Annotated in this window: 13 protein-coding genes; 7 read left to right on the top strand and 6 right to left on the bottom strand. The window is 76.1% G+C overall.

Going from position 1 to position 18027, the window contains the following annotated elements; genetic code table 11:
* Window positions 1-3: 3 nt before the first annotated feature.
* From I598_RS15290 to I598_RS15270, 5 genes are all read right to left on the bottom strand, one after another.
* Window positions 4-3072 (bottom strand): sacsin N-terminal ATP-binding-like domain-containing protein, encoded by a 3069-nt coding sequence (locus I598_RS15290; RefSeq protein WP_068203881.1) that lies wholly within the window; start codon window positions 3070-3072, stop codon window positions 4-6.
* Window positions 3069-3857, bottom strand: coding sequence for a DUF3027 domain-containing protein (locus I598_RS15285; protein ID WP_418268498.1), 789 nt, complete (start codon window positions 3855-3857; stop codon window positions 3069-3071). The genes I598_RS15290 and I598_RS15285 overlap by 4 nt, the downstream gene beginning before the upstream one ends.
* Window positions 3858-3900: 43 nt before the next feature.
* On the bottom strand, window positions 3901-4284 hold the full coding sequence (locus I598_RS15280; protein ID WP_068203878.1) for a cold-shock protein: 384 nt from the start codon (window positions 4282-4284) through the stop codon (window positions 3901-3903).
* A 113-nt stretch (window positions 4285-4397) separates the two neighbouring features.
* A complete protein-coding gene (locus tag I598_RS15275; protein WP_068205347.1) occupies window positions 4398-5087 on the bottom strand; it encodes a TetR/AcrR family transcriptional regulator in 690 nt (229 codons plus the stop codon).
* Between the two features lie 56 nt (window positions 5088-5143).
* Window positions 5144-6634: a sugar transferase gene (locus I598_RS15270; protein WP_232314187.1), complete on the bottom strand. Its 1491-nt coding sequence runs from the start codon at window positions 6632-6634 to the stop codon at window positions 5144-5146.
* A gap of 339 nt (window positions 6635-6973) precedes the next feature.
* Here I598_RS15270 and I598_RS15265 point away from each other — a divergent pair, with 339 nt between their 5' ends.
* The 4 genes from I598_RS15265 (at window position 6974) to I598_RS15250 (ending at window position 13197) form a co-directional block, all read left to right on the top strand.
* Entirely contained in the window at window positions 6974-7888 is a 915-nt protein-coding gene (locus I598_RS15265) for an NAD-dependent epimerase/dehydratase family protein (RefSeq protein ID WP_068205345.1), read from the top strand.
* 56 nt (window positions 7889-7944) lie between these two features.
* Entirely contained in the window at window positions 7945-10275 is a 2331-nt protein-coding gene (locus I598_RS15260; RefSeq protein WP_068203876.1) for a helicase-associated domain-containing protein, read from the top strand.
* 67 nt (window positions 10276-10342) lie between these two features.
* On the top strand, window positions 10343-12022 hold the full coding sequence (locus I598_RS15255) for a DNA repair helicase XPB (protein WP_068203875.1): 1680 nt from the start codon (window positions 10343-10345) through the stop codon (window positions 12020-12022).
* A gap of 176 nt (window positions 12023-12198) precedes the next feature.
* Complete coding sequence (locus I598_RS15250; protein ID WP_068203874.1) at window positions 12199-13197, top strand: TIGR03557 family F420-dependent LLM class oxidoreductase; 999 nt, start codon at window positions 12199-12201, stop codon at window positions 13195-13197.
* Between the two features lie 12 nt (window positions 13198-13209).
* Here I598_RS15250 and I598_RS15245 read toward each other — a convergent pair whose 3' ends face one another.
* On the bottom strand, window positions 13210-13548 hold the full coding sequence (locus I598_RS15245) for a winged helix-turn-helix transcriptional regulator (RefSeq protein ID WP_068203873.1): 339 nt from the start codon (window positions 13546-13548) through the stop codon (window positions 13210-13212).
* Between the two features lie 96 nt (window positions 13549-13644).
* On the opposite strand from I598_RS15245, the gene I598_RS15240 reads away from it, so the two are divergent.
* The 3 genes from I598_RS15240 to I598_RS15230 all read left to right on the top strand — a co-directional run bounded on the left by I598_RS15240 (window position 13645) and on the right by I598_RS15230 (window position 17971).
* On the top strand, window positions 13645-14553 hold the full coding sequence (locus I598_RS15240; protein WP_068203872.1) for an NAD(P)-dependent oxidoreductase: 909 nt from the start codon (window positions 13645-13647) through the stop codon (window positions 14551-14553).
* Window positions 14554-14611: 58 nt separating this feature from the next.
* Entirely contained in the window at window positions 14612-15817 is a 1206-nt protein-coding gene (locus tag I598_RS15235) for an AI-2E family transporter (RefSeq protein WP_068203871.1), read from the top strand.
* A 108-nt stretch (window positions 15818-15925) separates the two neighbouring features.
* A complete protein-coding gene (locus tag I598_RS15230) occupies window positions 15926-17971 on the top strand; it encodes a TPM domain-containing protein (RefSeq protein ID WP_232314186.1) in 2046 nt (681 codons plus the stop codon).
* The last annotated feature ends 56 nt before the right edge of the window (window positions 17972-18027 follow it).

Here is an 18027-nt window from a genome sequence, read left to right as displayed (position 1 = left end):
GGCTCAGCCCCAGGCGGTCGTCGCCCACAGCGCGACGGCCCGGCCGGGGTCCGCCAGCACGGCGGCGAGCAGGGCCGTGCGGTCCGGCCGGCCCAGCACGTCCGCCAGCGCGGCCGCCAGTCCCGCCGTCGACGTCGCGTGCACGCGGCCCGTCGAGTCCACCCACCACGGCACGGGCCGCCCCGCGACGGACAGCCGCTCGTGCGCGGACCAGTGCTGCGGCATCCGGTGGTCGAGCGCCACGACCCGCGGGTCCAGCGGCCGCTCGACCCCGGCGAGGTCGGGGGCCGGCATGCCCTCCTGGCCGGCCAGTGGCAGGTCCAGCAGGTCGGCCAGCGCCTCCGCCTCGTCGGCGGGGGCGGGCAGCACCGCGCCGAGGGCCGCCCAGCGGGCCGTGCCGGCCACCTCGACGTCGTCCGCGCGGTGCACGACGACGGCGCTCGCGTCGAGCGCGGGCAGCCGGTCGGGCAGCGGGTCGAGCGCGGCGGCGCGGTCGGAGGCGTCGAGCCGCGCGGCGACGCCGGCCAGGCCGCGCCACACCACGAGGGCGTCGCGCAGCGGCAGCCCCGACCCGACGGCGGGCAGCCGGTCCAGCGCCGCGGGCCAGTCGGAGACGTCGAGGTCGCCGAGCGCGTCGACGCCGCCGAGGGCGCGCAGCACGGGGACGTCGAGCCCGGTGGTCTCCGCCGGGGCCGGGGGCAGCAGCGGCACGCCGTCGTGCAGGGCGAACGGCGCACCGAGTCGCTCGCGCAGCCACCACGCGGTGTACGACGGGACGCTCGTCCGGCCCCGCCGGACGGGGGTGAGCAGCGCCCGCCGGGTCGCCGGGTCACCCGCGAGCCGGGCGAGCACGTCGGGCCACGCGTCGTCGGCGACGGCGTCGAGGTCCGCGACGGTCTCCAGGTCGCCGAGCGCCGTGCCGACGCCGAACCGGGACGACAGCAGGTCGAGGTAGTCCGACCAGCCGGCGAGCCAGCCGGCGGGCTGGTCGGGGCCGTCGTCGTCGGGCTCCCCCGGCTCGGGCGTCACGACGTCCGCGACGACGTACACCTCCGGCTGGGTGCGCGCCCCCGCCGCCGCGAGCACGGGCGCGCCGTACCGGGCGACCTGCTCGGCGTCGACGGTGGCGAGCCCGTCGAGCACCCCGGCGGCCCACGTGCCCGGCAGGGTGGTCTCGCGCAGTGCCACCCGGTCCCCGTCCGTCGTCAGGACGGGCAGCTCGCCCGTCCAGAACGGCGCGGCAGCTCCCGCGGTGAGCCGGACGAGCGCCAGGGCCGACGCCACGACCTCGACGGCGCCCGGGTCGGCGTCGCCGTCGAGCACCGAGTGCGCAGCGTCCAGGGCGGCCCGCCGGACCTCGGGGTCGTGCAGCATGCGTTGCGCGTCCGTGGCGACCGCGCCGGCCCGCACGAGCAGCGGGTGCGCGACGTCCGGGTGCACGACCCGCAGGCCCAGCACCCGCGCGGTGGCGGCGAGCGACGCCTCGTCGCCGTCGTCGTCGTCCTCCAGCAGGACGACGGCGCCCCGGACCCCGGCGACCCGGCCGTCGGCGAGCGGGACGCGGGCGCCGGCGAGGGCCTCCAGCACACCGGGCTCGTGGGCGCGGGGCTCCAGGGCGTCGAGCAGCGTGTGCCAGTGCGCGGCGGGCAGGGCCGCGGGGAGCTCGTCCACCAGGTCGGCGAGGGGGACGACGGTGCCGCCGAGCGCCCGCACGGTCGCCTGGTGCCGGGCCCCGACCCGCACGAGGCCGGGGACCACGGGGGCGAGCGCCGCGACGAGCGCGGGGTCGTCGCCCGCGTCGCCCGCGACGACGTGCGCGTCCCGCGACGCGACGAGCCGCGGGGCGTCGTCCGGCCCGGCCGGACCTGAGGGGTCGTCCCCGGCGGGCGCCGGGAGCAGCGGGACGGCGCGCAGCGCGTCGACGGCGGCCCGCCGGACGGCGGCGTCGAGGTCGGAGCCGGGCAGCCCGGTCGGGACCAGGTCGAGGACCTCCACGGCGGGGTCCCGGGGCTCGGCGACGGCGCCGGCCGCGAGGTCGGCGAGCAGGTCGGCGTACGCGCGGCCGGCCTCGGCGGCGAGCAGCTCGGTGGCCGGGCCGGGCAGCACGCCGCGGCGGCCCGCGTCGACGGGGAACGTCGCCACCAGGACGGCGGGCAGGTCGACGGTCACGTCCGTCGGCGTGGGGGCGCGCAGCACCCGCCGTTGCGCGGGGACGCCCGCGGGCGGCAGCGTCCAGGTGAGCGACCAGTCGGCGCGTCGGTGCTCGCGCGGCAGGCCCGCGACGTCGGCGTCGGTGAACCGTCCGGTCCGCGACCGGGTCGGCCACGCGTCCGGGCGCCGGACCTCCCGCGCGCCCTCGGGCGCGCCGGCGTCGACCGACACGACGTCGAGGCCGCCGAAGGCGAGCAGCAGCACCTCGTCGACCTCGGCGAGCTGGGCGCGCACGGCGGCGACGGCGGCGTCGTCGCGCAGCCGCACCTCCACGACCGTCACGTGCTCGCCGTCGGCCACCGCGGGCGCCGGGAACGGCAGCCGCAGCACCGGCAGGTCGTCGCCGCGGGCTGCGACGTCCGCCGCCAGCCGGCGCACCTGGAGCGGGGCGTCGGCGGCCTGCGCCCGTGCGGTCAGCCCGTGCAGCACGTCCCGTGTCGCGGCGAGCGAGAACCGGACGCCGCCGTCGCGCGACGCGACCACGACGTCGTCGGCGACGGACCGCACCGCGGCGAACCCGACGCCGAACCGGCCCACGACCCCGGCCTGCGGGGCCTTCGCCGAGGCGCGCAGCGCCGCCAGGGAGGCGACGCCGTCGGCGTCCAGCGGAGCGCCGTCGTTCGCCACCCGCAGCACCCGGGAGCCGGCGTCGAGGCGGACCACGGCACGACCTTGCACACCGGCACGTGCCGCGGCGTCGGCGGCGTTCTGCAGCAGCTCCACGACGACGCGGTCACGGTAGTGGCCCCGGGCGTGGTCCTCCTCCGTGTTCGCGTCCTCACGGAAGCGTGTGGCCGACCCGAGCCACGACTCCGTGACCGCGTGCCGCAGCGCGTCGGTCCCGAAGACGTCGTCGCTCACCCGGCCCGGTCACCTGCCGGCTCGTCGGCGGCGGCCGGGTCCACCGGCTCGATGACGGCCTCGTCGATCAACGGGGCACGGTCCGGCCACTCGCTGGGCCGCTCCTCCACGTCGGTCTCGGAGTGCGCGCCGCAGCCGTGGTCGAGCGAGACCACCTTGCCGTCGTCGGGCGACCAGGCGTTCGCGCACACCCCGAAGAGCTGGCCGAGCGGACCCTGCAGCGGGACGAGGAAGCCGCAGGTCACGCACTCGGACGCCGCCGCGACGGCACCGGGCGCGGTGGGCCCGCGGGACCCGCGGTACCACCGCTCCGCGGCCTCGTCACGGCCCTGCGGGGACAGCACGCGGGCACGGGCGAGGGCGAGCTCGTCGATGGCGACGCCGTCGAGCTCCTCGTCACCCGTCGGCGTCCAGCCCGGCTCGAGGCGCGGGTCGTCGGGGCGGAACGGCAGGGTGTCGCCGGGGCGCACGTCGCCGGGGCGCAGCCGCTCCGACCACGGCACCCACTGCGGCGCGAGGATCGCGTCGTCCCCGGGCAGCAGCTCGATCTCGCAGACCGTCGCGACCTTGCCGCGCGGGACCCGCGCGACCGTGACCGTCCAGTGCCACCCCTGGTAGCCCTTCATGGTCGCGGCGAAGTGGTGGGACATGAGGCGTTCCGCCTCGGCCGTGGTGCCCAGGTGCTCGCCGACGTCGTCGGGCGAGCCGGCGACCTCCTGCGCGGCGGCGCGCGCCACGTCGACGGCGCCGACCAGGACGGCGTCGTTGCGGGCTCGCGAGCTCACGCGACGAGGCTTCGCGTCGGCGGGTGCCATGTTCGTCTCGCTCTCAGGAATCGAGGGTGTCGGCGACCGCGCGCAGCATCGTGGCGACCCGGCGACCGGCGTCGCCCTCCGGGTACCTGCCGCGCTTGAGCTGGTCGCCCGTGCGGTCGAGCACCTTGATGAGGTCCTCGACGATGGCCGCCATCTCGGAGGCCGGCTTGCGCTTGGCCTTCACGACCGACGGCGCGGCGTCGAGCATCTTCACGGCGAGCGCCGAGGGTCCGCGCCGGCCGTCGGCGACGCCGTACTCGACCCGGGCACCGGGCTGGGGGCCGGCCACGTCGGCAGGCAGGGCGGAGGCGTGCAGGAAGACCTCTCCGCCGTCCTCGCCCGCGATGAAACCGAAGCCGCGCTCGGCGTCGTACCACTTGACCTTGCCGGTGGGCACCTCAACCTCTTCGTGCTCGTACGTCCGTGCGCTCGACGGGTGCCGAGGCAGTGTCCCAGGGTACCGGCGCCGCAGGGTGGACGTCGCATCGGCCCACGGCGCCGTGCGGGTGATCAGGCGGGCCGGATGCCGACGTCGGCGCCGAGCCGTGCCGCGACGGCGTCGAACCAGTCGGCGGGGTCGGCGACGGCGTTGTCCAGGTGGCCGAACAGCTCGAAGGAGAGGGTGCCGAACACCCCCGACCAGGCCATGAGGGTGCGGGCGACGACCTCGGCGGGCGGTGCGGGCCAGCCGCGCCGCACGAGGTACTGCCCGGCGGCGGAGACGAGCCCGGTGACGTCGGAGACGCCGGGCCCGAGGTCCCCCTCGGCCTCCGCGGCGATGGCCGCGAGGACGAGCACGACCCGGACGGCGGGCCCGACGGTGTCCGGCGGCGCCGCGTAGCCGGGCACGGGCGTGCCGTAGAGCAGGGTGAACTCGCCGGGATGGGTGACGCTCCAGGTGCGGGCCGCGCGGCAGGCCGCGAGCCAGCGGCCGGCGTGGTCGGTCCGGTCGACGGCGGCGTCGGCGGCCTCCACGGCGGACCCGAGCTCGTCGTAGCACTCGACGAGCAGCGCGGTGAGCAGGGCGTCGCGGCTCGGGAAGTAGCGGTACACCGCGGAGGAGACCATGCCGACGTCGCGGGCCACCGCCCGCAGGGAGAGCCCTCCGGGGCCGTCGGTGGCGAGCCGGGCGCGGGCTGCGTCGAGGATCTCGCGCGTGAGGGTCGCGCGGGCGATCTGGCGGGCGGTCCGGGCGGTCATGCGGCCGAGCATGCCACGGCGGTCCGGTGCTCGCGAAGCAGAGCAGCGCTCTTGCGTCAGTAGGCCCCGCGGCCGGTGAGGACGACCTTGGCCGTGCGGGCGAGGATCAGCAGGTCGCCGAACGGCGTCCAGTTCTCCGCGTAGTACACGTCCAGGCGGACGGCTTCCTTCCACGGCAGGTCGGACCGGCCGCCCACCTGCCACAGCCCGGTGATGCCCGGCTTGACCAGCAGCCGACGGCGCATCCGCGCCTCGTACCGGGAGACCTCGTGCGGCAGCGGGGGCCGCGGCCCGACGAGCGACATCTGGCCGGCGAGCACGTTGAAGAGCTGGGGCAGCTCGTCGAGGCTGTACCGGCGGATGACCCGGCCCACGCGCGTCACCCGCGGGTCGTCGCGGTGCTTGAACAGCGCACCGTCGGCGTGGTTCTCGCCGCCCAGCACGTGCAGCTCGGCGTCGGCGCCGACCCGCATCGACCGGAACTTCAGCATCGGGAACGTCGCACCGTGCCGGCCCACGCGGTCCTGGCGGTAGAGCACCGGCCCCTTGCTGGTCGTGGCCACCGCGGCGGCGACGACCGCGATGACGGGCAGGGCGGCGAGGGTCACCAGGAGCGCACCGGTCCAGTCCATGACCGTCTTGGCCAGGTACTTCGGCCCGGAGAACCGGGGGGCCTCGACGTGGAGCAGCGAGACGGACTGCTCGGGGGTGACGGTGATGCGGGGGCCGGCGACGTCGGCGAGCTCGGCGGTGAGCAGCAGGTCCACGCCGATGGGCTCGAGCTCCCAGCCGAGGCTGCGCACGACGTCGGCGGTGATCACGTCGGAGCCGCTGACGGCGACGCAGTCCGCGCCGCACGCGGTGGCGACCGCGGCGGCGTCGCGGGCGTCGCCGAGGATCGGGACGCCGAGGATGTGCTCGCCCGGCCGGATCTCGTCGCCCGCCACGCACACCCCGACGACCCGGTAGCCGGAGCTGCGGGCGTGCATCTCCTCGATGAGCCGCTCCGCCTGGTCGCGCAGCCCGACGGCGAGCATGGACGTCGTGTAGCGGCCGCCGGAGCGTCCACGCACGAGGACGCGGCGCCACGACCAGCGGGTGGCGAGCAGCAGCGCCAGCGCCGCGGGGCCCGCGACGATGAGCACCTCCCGCATCCCCGTCCAGCCGACGACCAGGGCCGCCAGCGCCAGGGTCGCCACGAGCCGCCAGGTCGCGTCGAAGACCCGCTGGAACTCCTCCGGCCCGGAGCCGAACACCTTGGGGTCGTAGCCCTTGCAGAGCGCGACCGAGACGGGCAGCCCGACCGTGATGACGAGTCCGAGCGCGGGGAACAGGGCGGGGTTGCCACCGCTGAACAGCACGGGGGCGAGGGTGACGCCGATCAGCACGGCCGCCAGCACGGCGAGGGCGTCGGTGACCATGAGCCGCTGGCGGTACCGCGTCTGCCAGCGCTCCCGGCGGAACGTGTCCTGGACGTCCTCGAACCGTTGCGCGCGCGCACCGAGCAGCGCCCCGAGGGCTGACTCCCTGACTTCGGCGATCGACACGGTGGGCTCCTCGCGACAACGGGTGCTCCGGAGGGACTCGATGTTCCTCGACGAGCGGCTGTCGTACTGACGACGGTGGACGACTGGCGTTTCCTGATGCTAGGAGCGCGAGGGCCCTTTGCGGTGACCGTTGAGCGGCCTTTCACCCGCCTTTTCACCCCCGTCCGGTACGGCCCTTTTTCACCCCTCTTTCACCCGCGGCAGGACTTGCGCCGGGCGGGCCTCGATGCCGTCCCGCGCGAGGCCGCGTCGACGGCGGGAGAGCACTGCTCTTGCGCTGGCGTCGACGCCGTGCCAGGCTCGTTTCGAGAGCAGTGATCACAACAGGGAGCGATGATCATGAACCGTCACCTCGTCGTCGGGGCGGGCCCCGTCGGCCGCAGCCTCGCCGCCCACCTCGTCCAGGCCGGTCACGACGTCACCGTCGCCACCCGGTCCGGCCGCGACACCGGCGTCCCGGGCGTGCGCCACGTCGCCGCCGACGCCTCCGACGCCGGCTCGCTCCTCGCCGTCTGCGGGGACGTCGACGTCCTGTACAACTGCGCCAACCCGCTCGACTACACGCGGTGGGACGCGGTCTGGCCGCCCCTGGCCGCCGGCCTCCTCACCGCCGCCGAGCGGTCCGGCGCGGTGTACGCCATCACCGGGAACCTGTACCCCTACGGCCCCGTCGACGGGCCGATGACCGAGGACCTGCCCGACGCCGCGACCGACCACAAGGGCCGCCTGCGCGCCCGGCTCTGGGCCGACGCCCGCGCCGCGCACGACGCCGGACGGGTGCGCGCCGTCGAGGTGCGCGGGTCTGACTACGTCGGGCCCGGCGTCGGCGCCAACGGCCACGTGTCGCGCGTCGTGCCCGCCGCCCGCCGGGGCCGCGCGGTGTGGATGATGGGCCGCGCCGACCAGCCGCACACCTTCACCGACGTCCGCGACGTGGCCCGCACCCTCGCCGCGGCGGCCGCCGACCCGGGCGCGCACGGCCGCACCTGGCACGTGCCGTCCAACCCGCCGCGCACGCAGGCCGAGGCGCTGGGCGACGTCCTGGCCGCCGTCGACCTGCCGCCCGTGCCGGTCCGCACCCTGCGCGGCGGCGTGCTCGCCGCCGCCGCGGCCGTGTCCCCGCTGATGCGCGAGCTGCGCGAGCTGATCTACCAGTGGGAGCGCCCCTACGTGCTCGACGACACCGCCGCACGGGAACGGTTCGGCATCATGCCGACCCCCTGGGCCGAGGTGTGCCGGGCCACCGCCGGCTGACCTGCCGGAGCCCGGTTCGCGCGGAGGAGCCACCGAGGACGCGTAGCATCGATCAGATGGCCGGTACCTATGCCGAGTGGGTGCGGCAGCGCAGCGACGACGAGCTCGTCGCCCTGCTCGCGGCTCGCCCCGACCTCGGCACCCCCGCCCCGTCGTCGCTGCGCTCCCTGGCCGCGCGCGCCGCGAGCCGCACCAGCACCGAGCGCGCCGTCGCCCACCTCGACGCCGGCACCCTCGCCGTGCTCGAGGCCCTCGTGGCGCTGGCCTCCGACCGGACGCCGGTCGCGCCGGACGACCTCGCCGCCGCCCTCGGGACCGCGGCCGACGCCGTGCGCCGCGTGCTCGAGATCGCCCGCCCGGCGGGCCTGGTGTGGGACGACGGCGACGGGCTGCACCCGGCCCCCGGCCTGGAGGAGGTGCTCGGGCCCTACCCGGCAGGTCTCGGCCCCGCCCGCCCGTCCGACGGCCCGGCGCCGGACCTCGACCTCCCGCGGGCCTCCGCGGCCGAGCAGCAGGTCCTCGACGCCCTCGCCTGGGGTCCGCCCGTCGGCGTCGTCCCGGCACCCGGCTCCACGGCGCGCACGGCCGTCGACGGGCTGGTGGACGCCGGGCTGCTGCTGCGCACCGACGCCCGCCACGTCCTGCTGCCCCGGGACGTGGGCCTCGCCCTGCGTGCCGGGCGCACGCACCGCGACCCGCAGCTCGTCGCGCCGCGACCGCCGGGCCGCCCGGTCCCCCCGGCCGCGGTCGACGCCGAGGCGGCCGGCGCCGCGCTGGAGGCCGTGCGGCTCGTCGCCCGCCTGGTGGCCGCCTGGGACGCCGACCCGCCGCGCACCCTGCGGGCCGGCGGGCTGACCGTCCGCGACCTGCGGCGGCTCGCGCTCGACCTGGAGACGGACGAGTCGACGGCGGCGGTCGTGGTCGAGGTGGCCGCCACCGCGGGGCTCGTCGCGGACGACGGCGACTCCCCCGCCTCGTACGTGCCGACCGCGGACGCGGACCGCTGGGAGGAGGGCGACGACGCGGACCGGTGGGCCGGCCTCGCGCTCGCCTGGGCGTCGTCGCGCCGGACCGCCTGGCAGGTGGGGTCGCGCGACGAGAAGGGCACCGTGCGGGCGCCGCTGTCCCCCGACCTGCACCGCCCCTGGGTCCCCCGGCTGCGGGCCGCGGTGCTCGACGTCCTGGACGCGCAGCCGGGCACTGCGCTGGGTGTCGGGGACGTGGTCGAGGTGCTGCGGTGGAGCTCCCCACGGGCGGTGCCGCCGGAGGCCGCCGTCGCGGGGCTGCTCCGCGAGGCCGCGCTGCTGGGCGTCACCGGGGCGGGCGCGCTGTCCGCGCCGGGGGCCGTGCTGACCGGTGTCGCCCCGGGCTCCGGCACGGACGGCCCGGGCGACGTGACGCGGGTGGTGCTCGCCGAGCGCCTGCGCGCCGCGCTCCCGGCCGAGGTGCACGAGGTGCTCCTCCAGGGCGACCTCACGGGGATCGTGCCCGGGCGTCCCGACGCCGAGCTGGCGCGGCTGCTCGCGCTGACGGCCGACGTGGAGTCCCGCGGTGCCGCGACGACGGTCCGGTTCTCCACGGCGTCGGTCACCCGCGCCCTCGACCAGGGCCGCTCCGGCGACGACCTGCTGGCCGAGCTGGCGCACCGCTCTCCCGTGCCCGTCCCGCAGCCGTTGGACTACCTCGTCCGGGACACCGCCCGGCGCCACGAGGCCCTGCGGGTCGGAGCCGTGCAGGCGTACGTGCGGGCGGCGGACCCTGCGGTGCTCGCCGGGCTCGTCGAGGACCCACGGCTCGCCCGGCTGGGACTGGTGCGGCTGGCGCCGACGGTGGTCGGCGCCGCCGTGCCTCCCGCCGAGCTGCACGACGTGCTGCGCGAACGCGGCCTGCTCTCGGCGCTCGAGGGACCGGACGGGCGGGCGGTGGGCCGCCGGGCCCGGCCGCCGCGCCTCGACCGGGGCCGCGTCCGCCGGGACGCGCCGACGGTCCGCGGCACCGACGACGACGCCCGGGCCGCCGTCGTCGCCCGGATGCGCGGGACCCCCGTCGCGACCCCCGTCGCGGCGACGGCGGGCACCACGTCGGTCACCCTGCCGGCGGGCTCCGCGCCGTCGGACCGGGCCACGACCGTCGAGGCCCCGGCACCGCCGCCCGCCGTCGCGGACGATCCGGTCTCCTCCCCGGGGGACGCCCTCGCGCTGCTCCACGAGGCGATCCGCGACGGGCGCGTGGTGTGGATCGAGATGGCCGGGCGCACGGGCGCCCTGGAGCGGCGGGCGCTGCGCCCGCTGCGGCTCGACGGCGGGCGCCTGCGCGCCCTCGACGCGGACCGGGAGGCCGAGCTCACCGTGGCGGTGCACCGGATCGCGTCGGTGGAGCCCGCCTGACGCCCCGGAACACCGGGCGCCCCGTCCGCGTTGGAACCGAGGTTCCCCCACTCCTGGAAGGACGTCCATGCCCGACGGCCCCCTCATCGTCCAGAGCGACAAGTCGATCCTGCTGGAGGTCGACCACCCGCAGTCCGGTGCCGCACGCCGCGCCATCGCGCCGTTCGCCGAGCTGGAGCGCGCCCCCGAGCACGTGCACACCTACCGGCTCACCGACCTCGGCCTGTGGAACGCGCGCGCCGCGGGCCACGACGCCGAGCAGGTCGTCAACACCCTCATCGAGTACTCGCGGTACCCGGTGCCGCACGCGCTGCTCGTGGACGTCGCCGAGACGATGGGCCGCTACGGACGCCTCACCCTGCACTCGCACCCGACGCACGGGCTGGTGCTGGAGTCGACGGACCGCGCCGTGCTCGCCGAGGTGCTGAAGTCGAAGCGGACCGCCGGACTGGTGGGCGAACGGCTCGACGACGTCTCCGTCGTCGTCCACGCCTCCGAGCGCGGCAACCTCAAGCAGGCGCTCGTCAAGCTGGGCTGGCCCGCGGAGGACCTGGCCGGGTACGTGGACGGCGAGGCGCACCCGATCGCCCTGTCCCCCACCACCCGTCCGGTGTACCCGGACGAGGAGGCGGCCCCCTGGGAGCCGCGCCCCTACCAGCAGCAGGCCGTCGACGGGTTCTTCCACGGCGGGTCCGGCGTCGTCGTGCTGCCCTGCGGCGCCGGCAAGACGATCGTCGGTGCGGGCGCCATGGCGCAGTCGAGCACGACGACGCTGATCCTGGTGACCAACACGGTCAGCGCCCGGCAGTGGCGCGACGAGCTGGTGCGCCGCACGACGCTCACCGAGGACGAGATCGGCGAGTACTCCGGCGCCCGCAAGGAGATCCGCCCCGTCACCATCGCGACCTACCAGGTGCTCACGACGAAGCGGAAGGGCGTGTACTCCCACCTGGAGCTCCTGGACGCCCGCGACTGGGGCCTCATCGTCTACGACGAGGTGCACCTGCTGCCCGCGCCGATCTTCCGGATGACCGCGGACCTGCAGGCCCGCCGCCGTCTCGGGCTCACCGCAACGCTCGTGCGGGAGGACGGCCGCGAGGACGAGGTGTTCTCCCTCATCGGGCCCAAGCGGTTCGACGCCCCGTGGAAGGACATCGAGGCGCAGGGGTACATCGCGCCGGCCGACTGCGTCGAGGTGCGCCTCACCCTGCCCGACCACGAGCGGATGACGTACGCGACGGCCGAGCCGGAGGACAAGTACCGGCTCGCCGCGTGCGCCCCGGGCAAGAACCGGGTGGTGGAGCAGATCGTCGCCTCCCACCCGGACGACCAGGTGCTCGTCATCGGCCAGTACATCGACCAGCTGGAGGAGCTGAGCGCGCACCTCGACGCGCCCCTGATCACCGGTGCGACGTCGGTCAAGGAGCGGCAGCGCCTCTTCGGCGCGTTCCGGTCCGGCGAGATCTCCCGCCTCGTGGTGTCGAAGGTCGCGAACTTCTCCATCGACCTGCCCGAGGCGTCGGTCGCGGTCCAGGTGTCCGGCTCGTTCGGGTCCCGCCAGGAGGAGGCGCAGCGGCTGGGTCGCGTCATGCGGCCCAAGCAGGACGGTCGCACCGCGCACTTCTACGCCGTCGTCGCCCGCGACACCGTGGACCAGGACTTCGCGGCCCACCGTCAGCGGTTCCTGGCGGAGCAGGGGTACGCCTACCGCATCGTCGACGCCGAGGACCTGGGCGCAGTGCAGTAGAGGCTGGGGCCCGAGGAACGAGGGACCCGGCCGCCACGGAACGCAGCCCAGGTCCGACCACCTGAGCGAGGACCTGGGCGCAGTGCAGTAGAGGCTGGGGCCTGGCGCAGTGCAGCAGAGGCTGGGGCCCGAGGCGTCGAGGTGCGGGCCGGCCGCTTCCGTCCCACGGTGGACGGGTGACCAGATTCGGATACACCCTGATGACCGAGCAGTCCGCCCCGACGAGCCTCGTCGACTACGCGGTCCGGGCCGAGGACGTCGGCTTCGACTTCGAGGTGATGAGCGACCACTACTTCCCGTGGCTGGACTCCCAGGGCCACTCGCCGTACGCGTGGAGCGTGCTGGGCGCGGTGGCCCAGGCGACGCGGCGCACCGGGCTGATGTCCTTCGTGACCTGTCCGACGTTGCGCTACCACCCCGCGGTGGTGGCGCAGAAGGCCGCCACGATGGGGCTGCTGTCCGAGGGCAGGTTCACCCTGGGCCTCGGCGCGGGCGAGAACCTCAACGAGCACGTCGTGGGGGCAGGGTGGCCCGCCGTCGACGAGCGGCACGAGATGCTCGCCGAGGCGGTGCAGATCATCGCGGCGCTCTTCGAGGGGGATCTGCTGAGCTTCCGCGGCGACCATTTCCAGGTGGACTCCGCGCGCCTGTGGGACGTGCCGGACGACCCCGTGGAGATCGGTGTCGCGGTGTCGGGGCGACAGTCCGTGGGGATCTTCGCCGCGCTGGCCGACCATCTGGTCGCGACCGAGCCGGAGCCCGGCCTGCTGCAGCAGTGGGACGCCGCGCGCGAGGAGGCCGAGCTGCCGCCGTCCCGGAAGTTCGGGCAGCTGCCGATCTCCTGGGACCCGGACCGCGACGCCGCTGTCGGACGCGCGCACGACCAGTTCCGCTGGTTCGGTCTGGGCTGGCCCGTGAACGCCAACCTGCCCACCACCGAGGCCTTCGACAGCGCGAGCGCGTTCGTGCGGCCCGCGGACGTCGCGGAGTCGATCCCTTGCGGTCCCGACCTCGAGGCGATCGTCGAGGCGGCGTCGGCTTTCTGGGAGGCCGGGTTCACCGACCTGGCGCTGCACCAGATCGGCGACGCCAAGCAGGTGGAGTTCCTCGAGACGGCAGCGGTTCCGCTCCTGGAGATGCTGCGGGCCGCCGCGCCCGGCGACGCGACGACGTGAGGCGCGCCGACGTCAGGGCGTGCCGGCCTGACGCCCCGCGTTGATCTGGATCATCCGTTCCTCGCCCCAGTCCCCGAGGGGACGCAGCGCCCGGTCGAGCGCGAAGCCGTCGTCGGTGAGGCTGTAGACGACCTTGGGCGGCACCTGGTCGTGCACCTCGCGCCGCACCACGCCGTCGCGCTCGAGCTCGCGGAGCTGCTGGATCAGCACCTTCTCGGAGACGCCGGGCAGCTCACGGCGCAGCTCACCGGTGCGGCGCGGCTGCACCGACAGCGCCCACAGGATCAACGGCTTCCACTTGCCGCCGACGACGGCGACCGCCGCGTCGAGGCCGCACAGGAACTCGGTCATGGCACTCCCTCTCGTCCGCGGCCACTGACCTCGAGGTGGGTACGCACGTGAAAGTGGGTACTTCACCCGTGAGCCGGTTCTGCCGAGACTCACTGTATGACCATCACCGAGCACGCACCCACCACCGCCGTCGTCGGTCTCGGACCCATGGGCAGCGCGCTCGCGCGGGCCCTGCTGGCCGCCGGACCACCCCCCGTGGTGTGGAACCGGACCCGCTCGCGGACGGAGGAGCTCGCCGCCGAGGGTGCCGTGGCCGCGCCGGACCTGGCCGCTGCCGCCTCGGCCGACCTGGTGATCACCTGCCTGCGGGACCACGGGACGACGCGCTCCGTGCTCGACTCCGTGGCGCCCGAGGCCCTGCGGGGACGCACTGTCGTCGTGCTCGCGTCGTCGACGCCGGACGAGGCCCGTGCCACGCACGCCTGGGCCGCCGAGCGCGGGCTGTCGGTGCTGCTCGGCGCGATCATGGTGCCCGTCCCGTTGATCGGTACGCCCCAGGCGCAGATCCTCTACGCCGGTGACGCGGACCTCCTCGACCGCCATCGCGCCGTGCTCGAACGGCTCGCCGGGCGCACCGAGCACGTCGGCACCGACCCCGGGCTGGCGTCCCTGCTCGACACCGCGATGCTCGAGGTCTATTTCGCGGGGATGACGGCGTTCCTGCACGCGGCCGCGATGGTCACGGACGCCGGGCTCGACGCCACCGCCTTCGCCGCCCGGGCCCGCGACGTGCTGGCGCTGCTGCCCGAGACGGTCGACGCGCTGGCGGCCGACGTCGACGCCGGGACCCACCCCGGTCACGAGGACACGATCGCCATGGAGCTGGGCGCGCTGGAGCACATGGTCGCCGCCAGCCGGGCGAGCGGGACGGACCCTGCCCTGCCGGAGCTGATGCGCTCCCTCGCCCAGGACGCGGTCGACGCGGGGCACGGGGCGGACTCGTGGTCGCGCGTCGTCGACCTGCTGCGCCGGACGGACCGGGTACGGGCCCACCCGGCGGCGTGACCGCGGGCGGCAGCACCACCGCAGGGACAAGCGGGCGGTGAGGCAATACGGTGCGAGCATGTCCGACGACGTCGCCCCGAGCCCGGACCGCCCGCTGCAGCACGACTCGAGCCGCCCGCCGCGCTGGGTGCCGCGGGTGCTCGTCATGGGCGCGGTGGCGGTGTTCGTCGCGGCGTGGACGTGGTCGGCGCTGGGCCAGCTGAGCACCATCTTCGTGTACCTGCTGATCTCGTTCTTCGTGGCCCTCGCCCTGGAGCCGATCGTGGTGTGGCTGGTGCGCCACGGCTGGCGGCGCGGTGTGGCGGCGGGGACGGCGCTGTTCGGGTCGGTGATCGTGGCCGTCGTGGTGCTGGCGATGTTCGGCAACCTGTTCGTGCAGCAGCTGGTGCAGCTGGTGGAGTCCCTGCCGTCGCTGTACGCGTCGGTGCGGCAGTGGGCGGAGTCCACGTTCGACGTCACGTGGCCGCCGTCGGACGAGCTGCTGACGCAGCTGCTCGACGAGTACGGGACGGACGTCGCGTCGGGCACGATCGCGGTGGGCGCGACGATCGTCGGGTTCGTGTTCGCGGCGCTGACGATCGGGCTGGTGACGTACTACCTCATGGCGGCGGGCCCGCAGTTCCGGGTGGCGGTGTGCCGGTGGTTGACGCCGGACCGGCAGACGGAGGTGCTGCGGCTGTGGGAGATCACGCAGGTGAAGGTGTCGGACTTCATCAGCTCACGGATCGTGCTCGCAGCGCTGTCGGCGGCGTTCACCGCCGTGTTCCTGGTCATCATGGGGACGCCGTACGCGCTGCCGCTGGCGCTGTTCACGGGCGTGGTCTCGCAGTTCGTGCCGACGATCGGCACCTACATCGGCGGGGCGCTCCCGGTGGCGGTGGCCCTGACGTCCCAGGGGCTGCCGCAGGCGCTGGGCGTCCTGGCGTTCATCATCGCCTACCAGCAGCTGGAGAACCTGTACTTCTCCCCGAAGGTGTCGGCGCGGGCGCTGGAGATGAACCCGGCGGTGAGCTTCGTCGCGGTGCTGGCGTTCGGTGCCGTGTTCGGGGCGCTGGGCGCGTTCCTGGCGCTGCCGATCGCGGCGACCATCCAGGCGGTGGGCAACACGTACCTGCAGCGGCACGAGCTCGTCGACTCGGACATGCTGCGCGACCCGGTGCCGGACCCCGACACCCCGCGGGGGGGCCGCCGGGAGCGGAACCGGCGTGCGGCGCGCGAGGCGGCCCGCACCGTGGACGAGCGGCAGGCCGACGGCCTCGACTGAGGCCGTCGCCCGGCTCCCCGCCGCACCCCGGAGGACCGGTCGGCGACGGACAAACCGGGATCTCCCGGATTGCGACGCGGCGGGCCGCGCGGGACGATGCACCACGTGATGCCGTCCCCCCTGACCGGGCGGCGACGCCCGGCCGCACCGTCCGTCGTCGTGCTCCTGCTGGCACTGCTGCTCGGCCTGCCGGGCACGGCCGCGCACGCCGAGGCACCGCTGCGCGACCTCGAGGGGGACGTGACGGACGTCGCGGGGGTGCTCGACGACGCGGGCCTCGAGCAGGTGCAGGCGTCGTTGGACGAGCTCGCCGAGCAGACGTCGTACCAGCTGTTCGTCGTGTACGTGGAGCGGTTCGACGGCACGGACGGGCGGGCCTGGGCGGACCAGACGGCGAACAACGCCCGCCTCGGGCCGGACGACCTGCTGCTGGCGGTCGCCACGGAGGACCGGCTGTACGGGATGAGCGTGGACCAGAACGTCGCGCTCGACGACGACCAGCTCGACGTGGTGCGTGACGCCGCGGTGGACGAGCTGCGGGACGACGACTGGGCGGGCGCGACCGTCGCCGCGGTGGACGCGGTCCTCGCGCAGACGACGGTCGACGAGCCCGACACCTCGGGACTCCCCCTCGGATGGCTGGTGGCGGCCGGCGGGCTCGTGCTGGTCGTCGTGGTGGTGCTGGTCGTCCGGTCCCGGCGGCGGGACCGCGACCTGACGTCGCGGGGCGCCGAGGCGGCACGGAGCCGGTCGGGTCGCCAGGTGGACCCGCTGGCCGGCCTGGACCTGGACGAGCTGCGGCGCCGGACCGGCAGCGCGCTCGTCGCGGTCGACGACGCGGTGCGGTCGTCCGCGCAGGAGCTGGCGTTCGCCGAGGCGGAGTTCGGCGTGGACGCGACCCGGGACTTCGCCGCCGTGCTCGACACGGCGCGCGAGCAGGTCGCGGCGGCGTTCGCGCTGCGCGGTTCGGTCACCGACGTGCCGGGCGGCGTGGATCCGGCGCACGAGCACGCGGTCCTGCGGGACGTCGTCGGGCGTTGCGCCGCGGCGTCCGCGGCCCTGGAGGCGCAGGCCCGCGCGTTCGACGACCTGCGGGCCCTGCAGTCCCGGGCGCCGCAGGTGCTCGACGAGGCGGCGGCACGCTCCGACGAGCTCGAGGCCCGCATCGAGGTGACGCGCAGCGTGCTGTCCGGGCTCACCCGCACGTACCCGGCGACGGCGCTCGCGTCGGTCACGGGCAACCCCGACCAGGCGGCGACGCTGATCGCGGGGGCCCGTGCCGCGGTGGAGGCGGGTCGAGCCGCGCTCGGCCGGCGGACGAAGGGGGTGGCGGTCGCCGAGGCGCGGGCCGCGCAGGCCGCGCTCGACCAGGCGGGCTCGCTGCTCGATGCCGTCGACTCGGCGGACCGGAACCTCGCGCACGCGGCGACGTCCCTGGACAAGGCCGTCGCGTCGGTCACGCAGGACCTCGTGGACGCCGACCGGCTCGCCCCCGACGAACCGGTCGTGCGGGCCGCGGCCGCCGAGGCGCGCCAGGCCGCGGCCCAGGCGCAGGACGCCCGCGACGGCGGCGACCCGCTCGCGGCCCTGTCCCGCCTCGCCATCGCCGAGGCGGCGCTCGACGCCACGCTCGCACCCCTGCGCCAGCAGGCCGAGTCCGACGCCCGCGCCCGGGCGCTCGTGCGCGACGTGCTCGGTCGGGTCGACGTGCGGCTGCGCACGACGCAGGACTTCGTCACGACCCGGCGCGGCGCCGTCGGTGCGGAGGCCCGCGGCCTGCTCGCCGAGGCGACCCGGCTCGCGGGCGAGGCCGCCGGCCAGACCGACCCGCACGCCGCCCTCGGCACCGCCCAGCAGGCCGAGCGGGTCGCGGACGCCGCCGCGGCGGCCGCGCACGCCGACGCCGAGGCGTGGTCCGCGCGGCAGGCCGGGCCGTCCCGCTCGCACGGGACACGGTCCCCCGGCCTGGGCGGGATGGTGCTCGGCGGCATCCTCCTCGACTCCGTGCTGTCGGGCGGCGGGCGTGGCCGCCGCCCGTCCGCACCCCGGGGGTACGGTGGCGCCCGGGGCATGGGTGCCTCGCGCGGTCGTGCCCGCGGCGGGCGCGGCGGCGGTGCCGGGCGTGGTCGTCGCAGCGGCGGCGGCCGGTTCTGAAACCTCCCGGGGCTCTCGGACGTCGAGACCTGTGACAGCACGGACCAAGGAAGGCA

This window comes from Isoptericola dokdonensis DS-3, from assembly GCF_001636295.1.
Classification (GTDB): Bacteria; Actinomycetota; Actinomycetes; order Actinomycetales; family Cellulomonadaceae; genus Isoptericola; species Isoptericola dokdonensis.
Note: the sequence above shows the minus strand (reverse complement) of the source record. Positions and strands in the feature narration are given on the sequence as shown.

Bases quoted from the DNA above. Each gene is read 5' to 3' on its own strand.
- I598_RS15275 (WP_068205347.1), bottom strand. From the start codon at position 5,087: ATGACCGCCCGGACCGCCCGCCAGATCGCCCGCGCGACCCTCACGCGC.
- I598_RS15265 (WP_068205345.1), top strand. From the start codon at position 6,974: ATGAACCGTCACCTCGTCGTCGGGGCGGGCCCCGTCGGCCGCAGCCTC.
- I598_RS15260 (WP_068203876.1), top strand. From the start codon at position 7,945: ATGGCCGGTACCTATGCCGAGTGGGTGCGGCAGCGCAGCGACGACGAG.
- I598_RS15255 (WP_068203875.1), top strand. From the start codon at position 10,343: ATGCCCGACGGCCCCCTCATCGTCCAGAGCGACAAGTCGATCCTGCTG.
- I598_RS15245 (WP_068203873.1), bottom strand. From the start codon at position 13,548: ATGACCGAGTTCCTGTGCGGCCTCGACGCGGCGGTCGCCGTCGTCGGC.
- I598_RS15240 (WP_068203872.1), top strand. From the start codon at position 13,645: ATGACCATCACCGAGCACGCACCCACCACCGCCGTCGTCGGTCTCGGA.
- I598_RS15235 (WP_068203871.1), top strand. From the start codon at position 14,612: ATGTCCGACGACGTCGCCCCGAGCCCGGACCGCCCGCTGCAGCACGAC.
- I598_RS15230 (WP_232314186.1), top strand. From the start codon at position 15,926: ATGCCGTCCCCCCTGACCGGGCGGCGACGCCCGGCCGCACCGTCCGTC.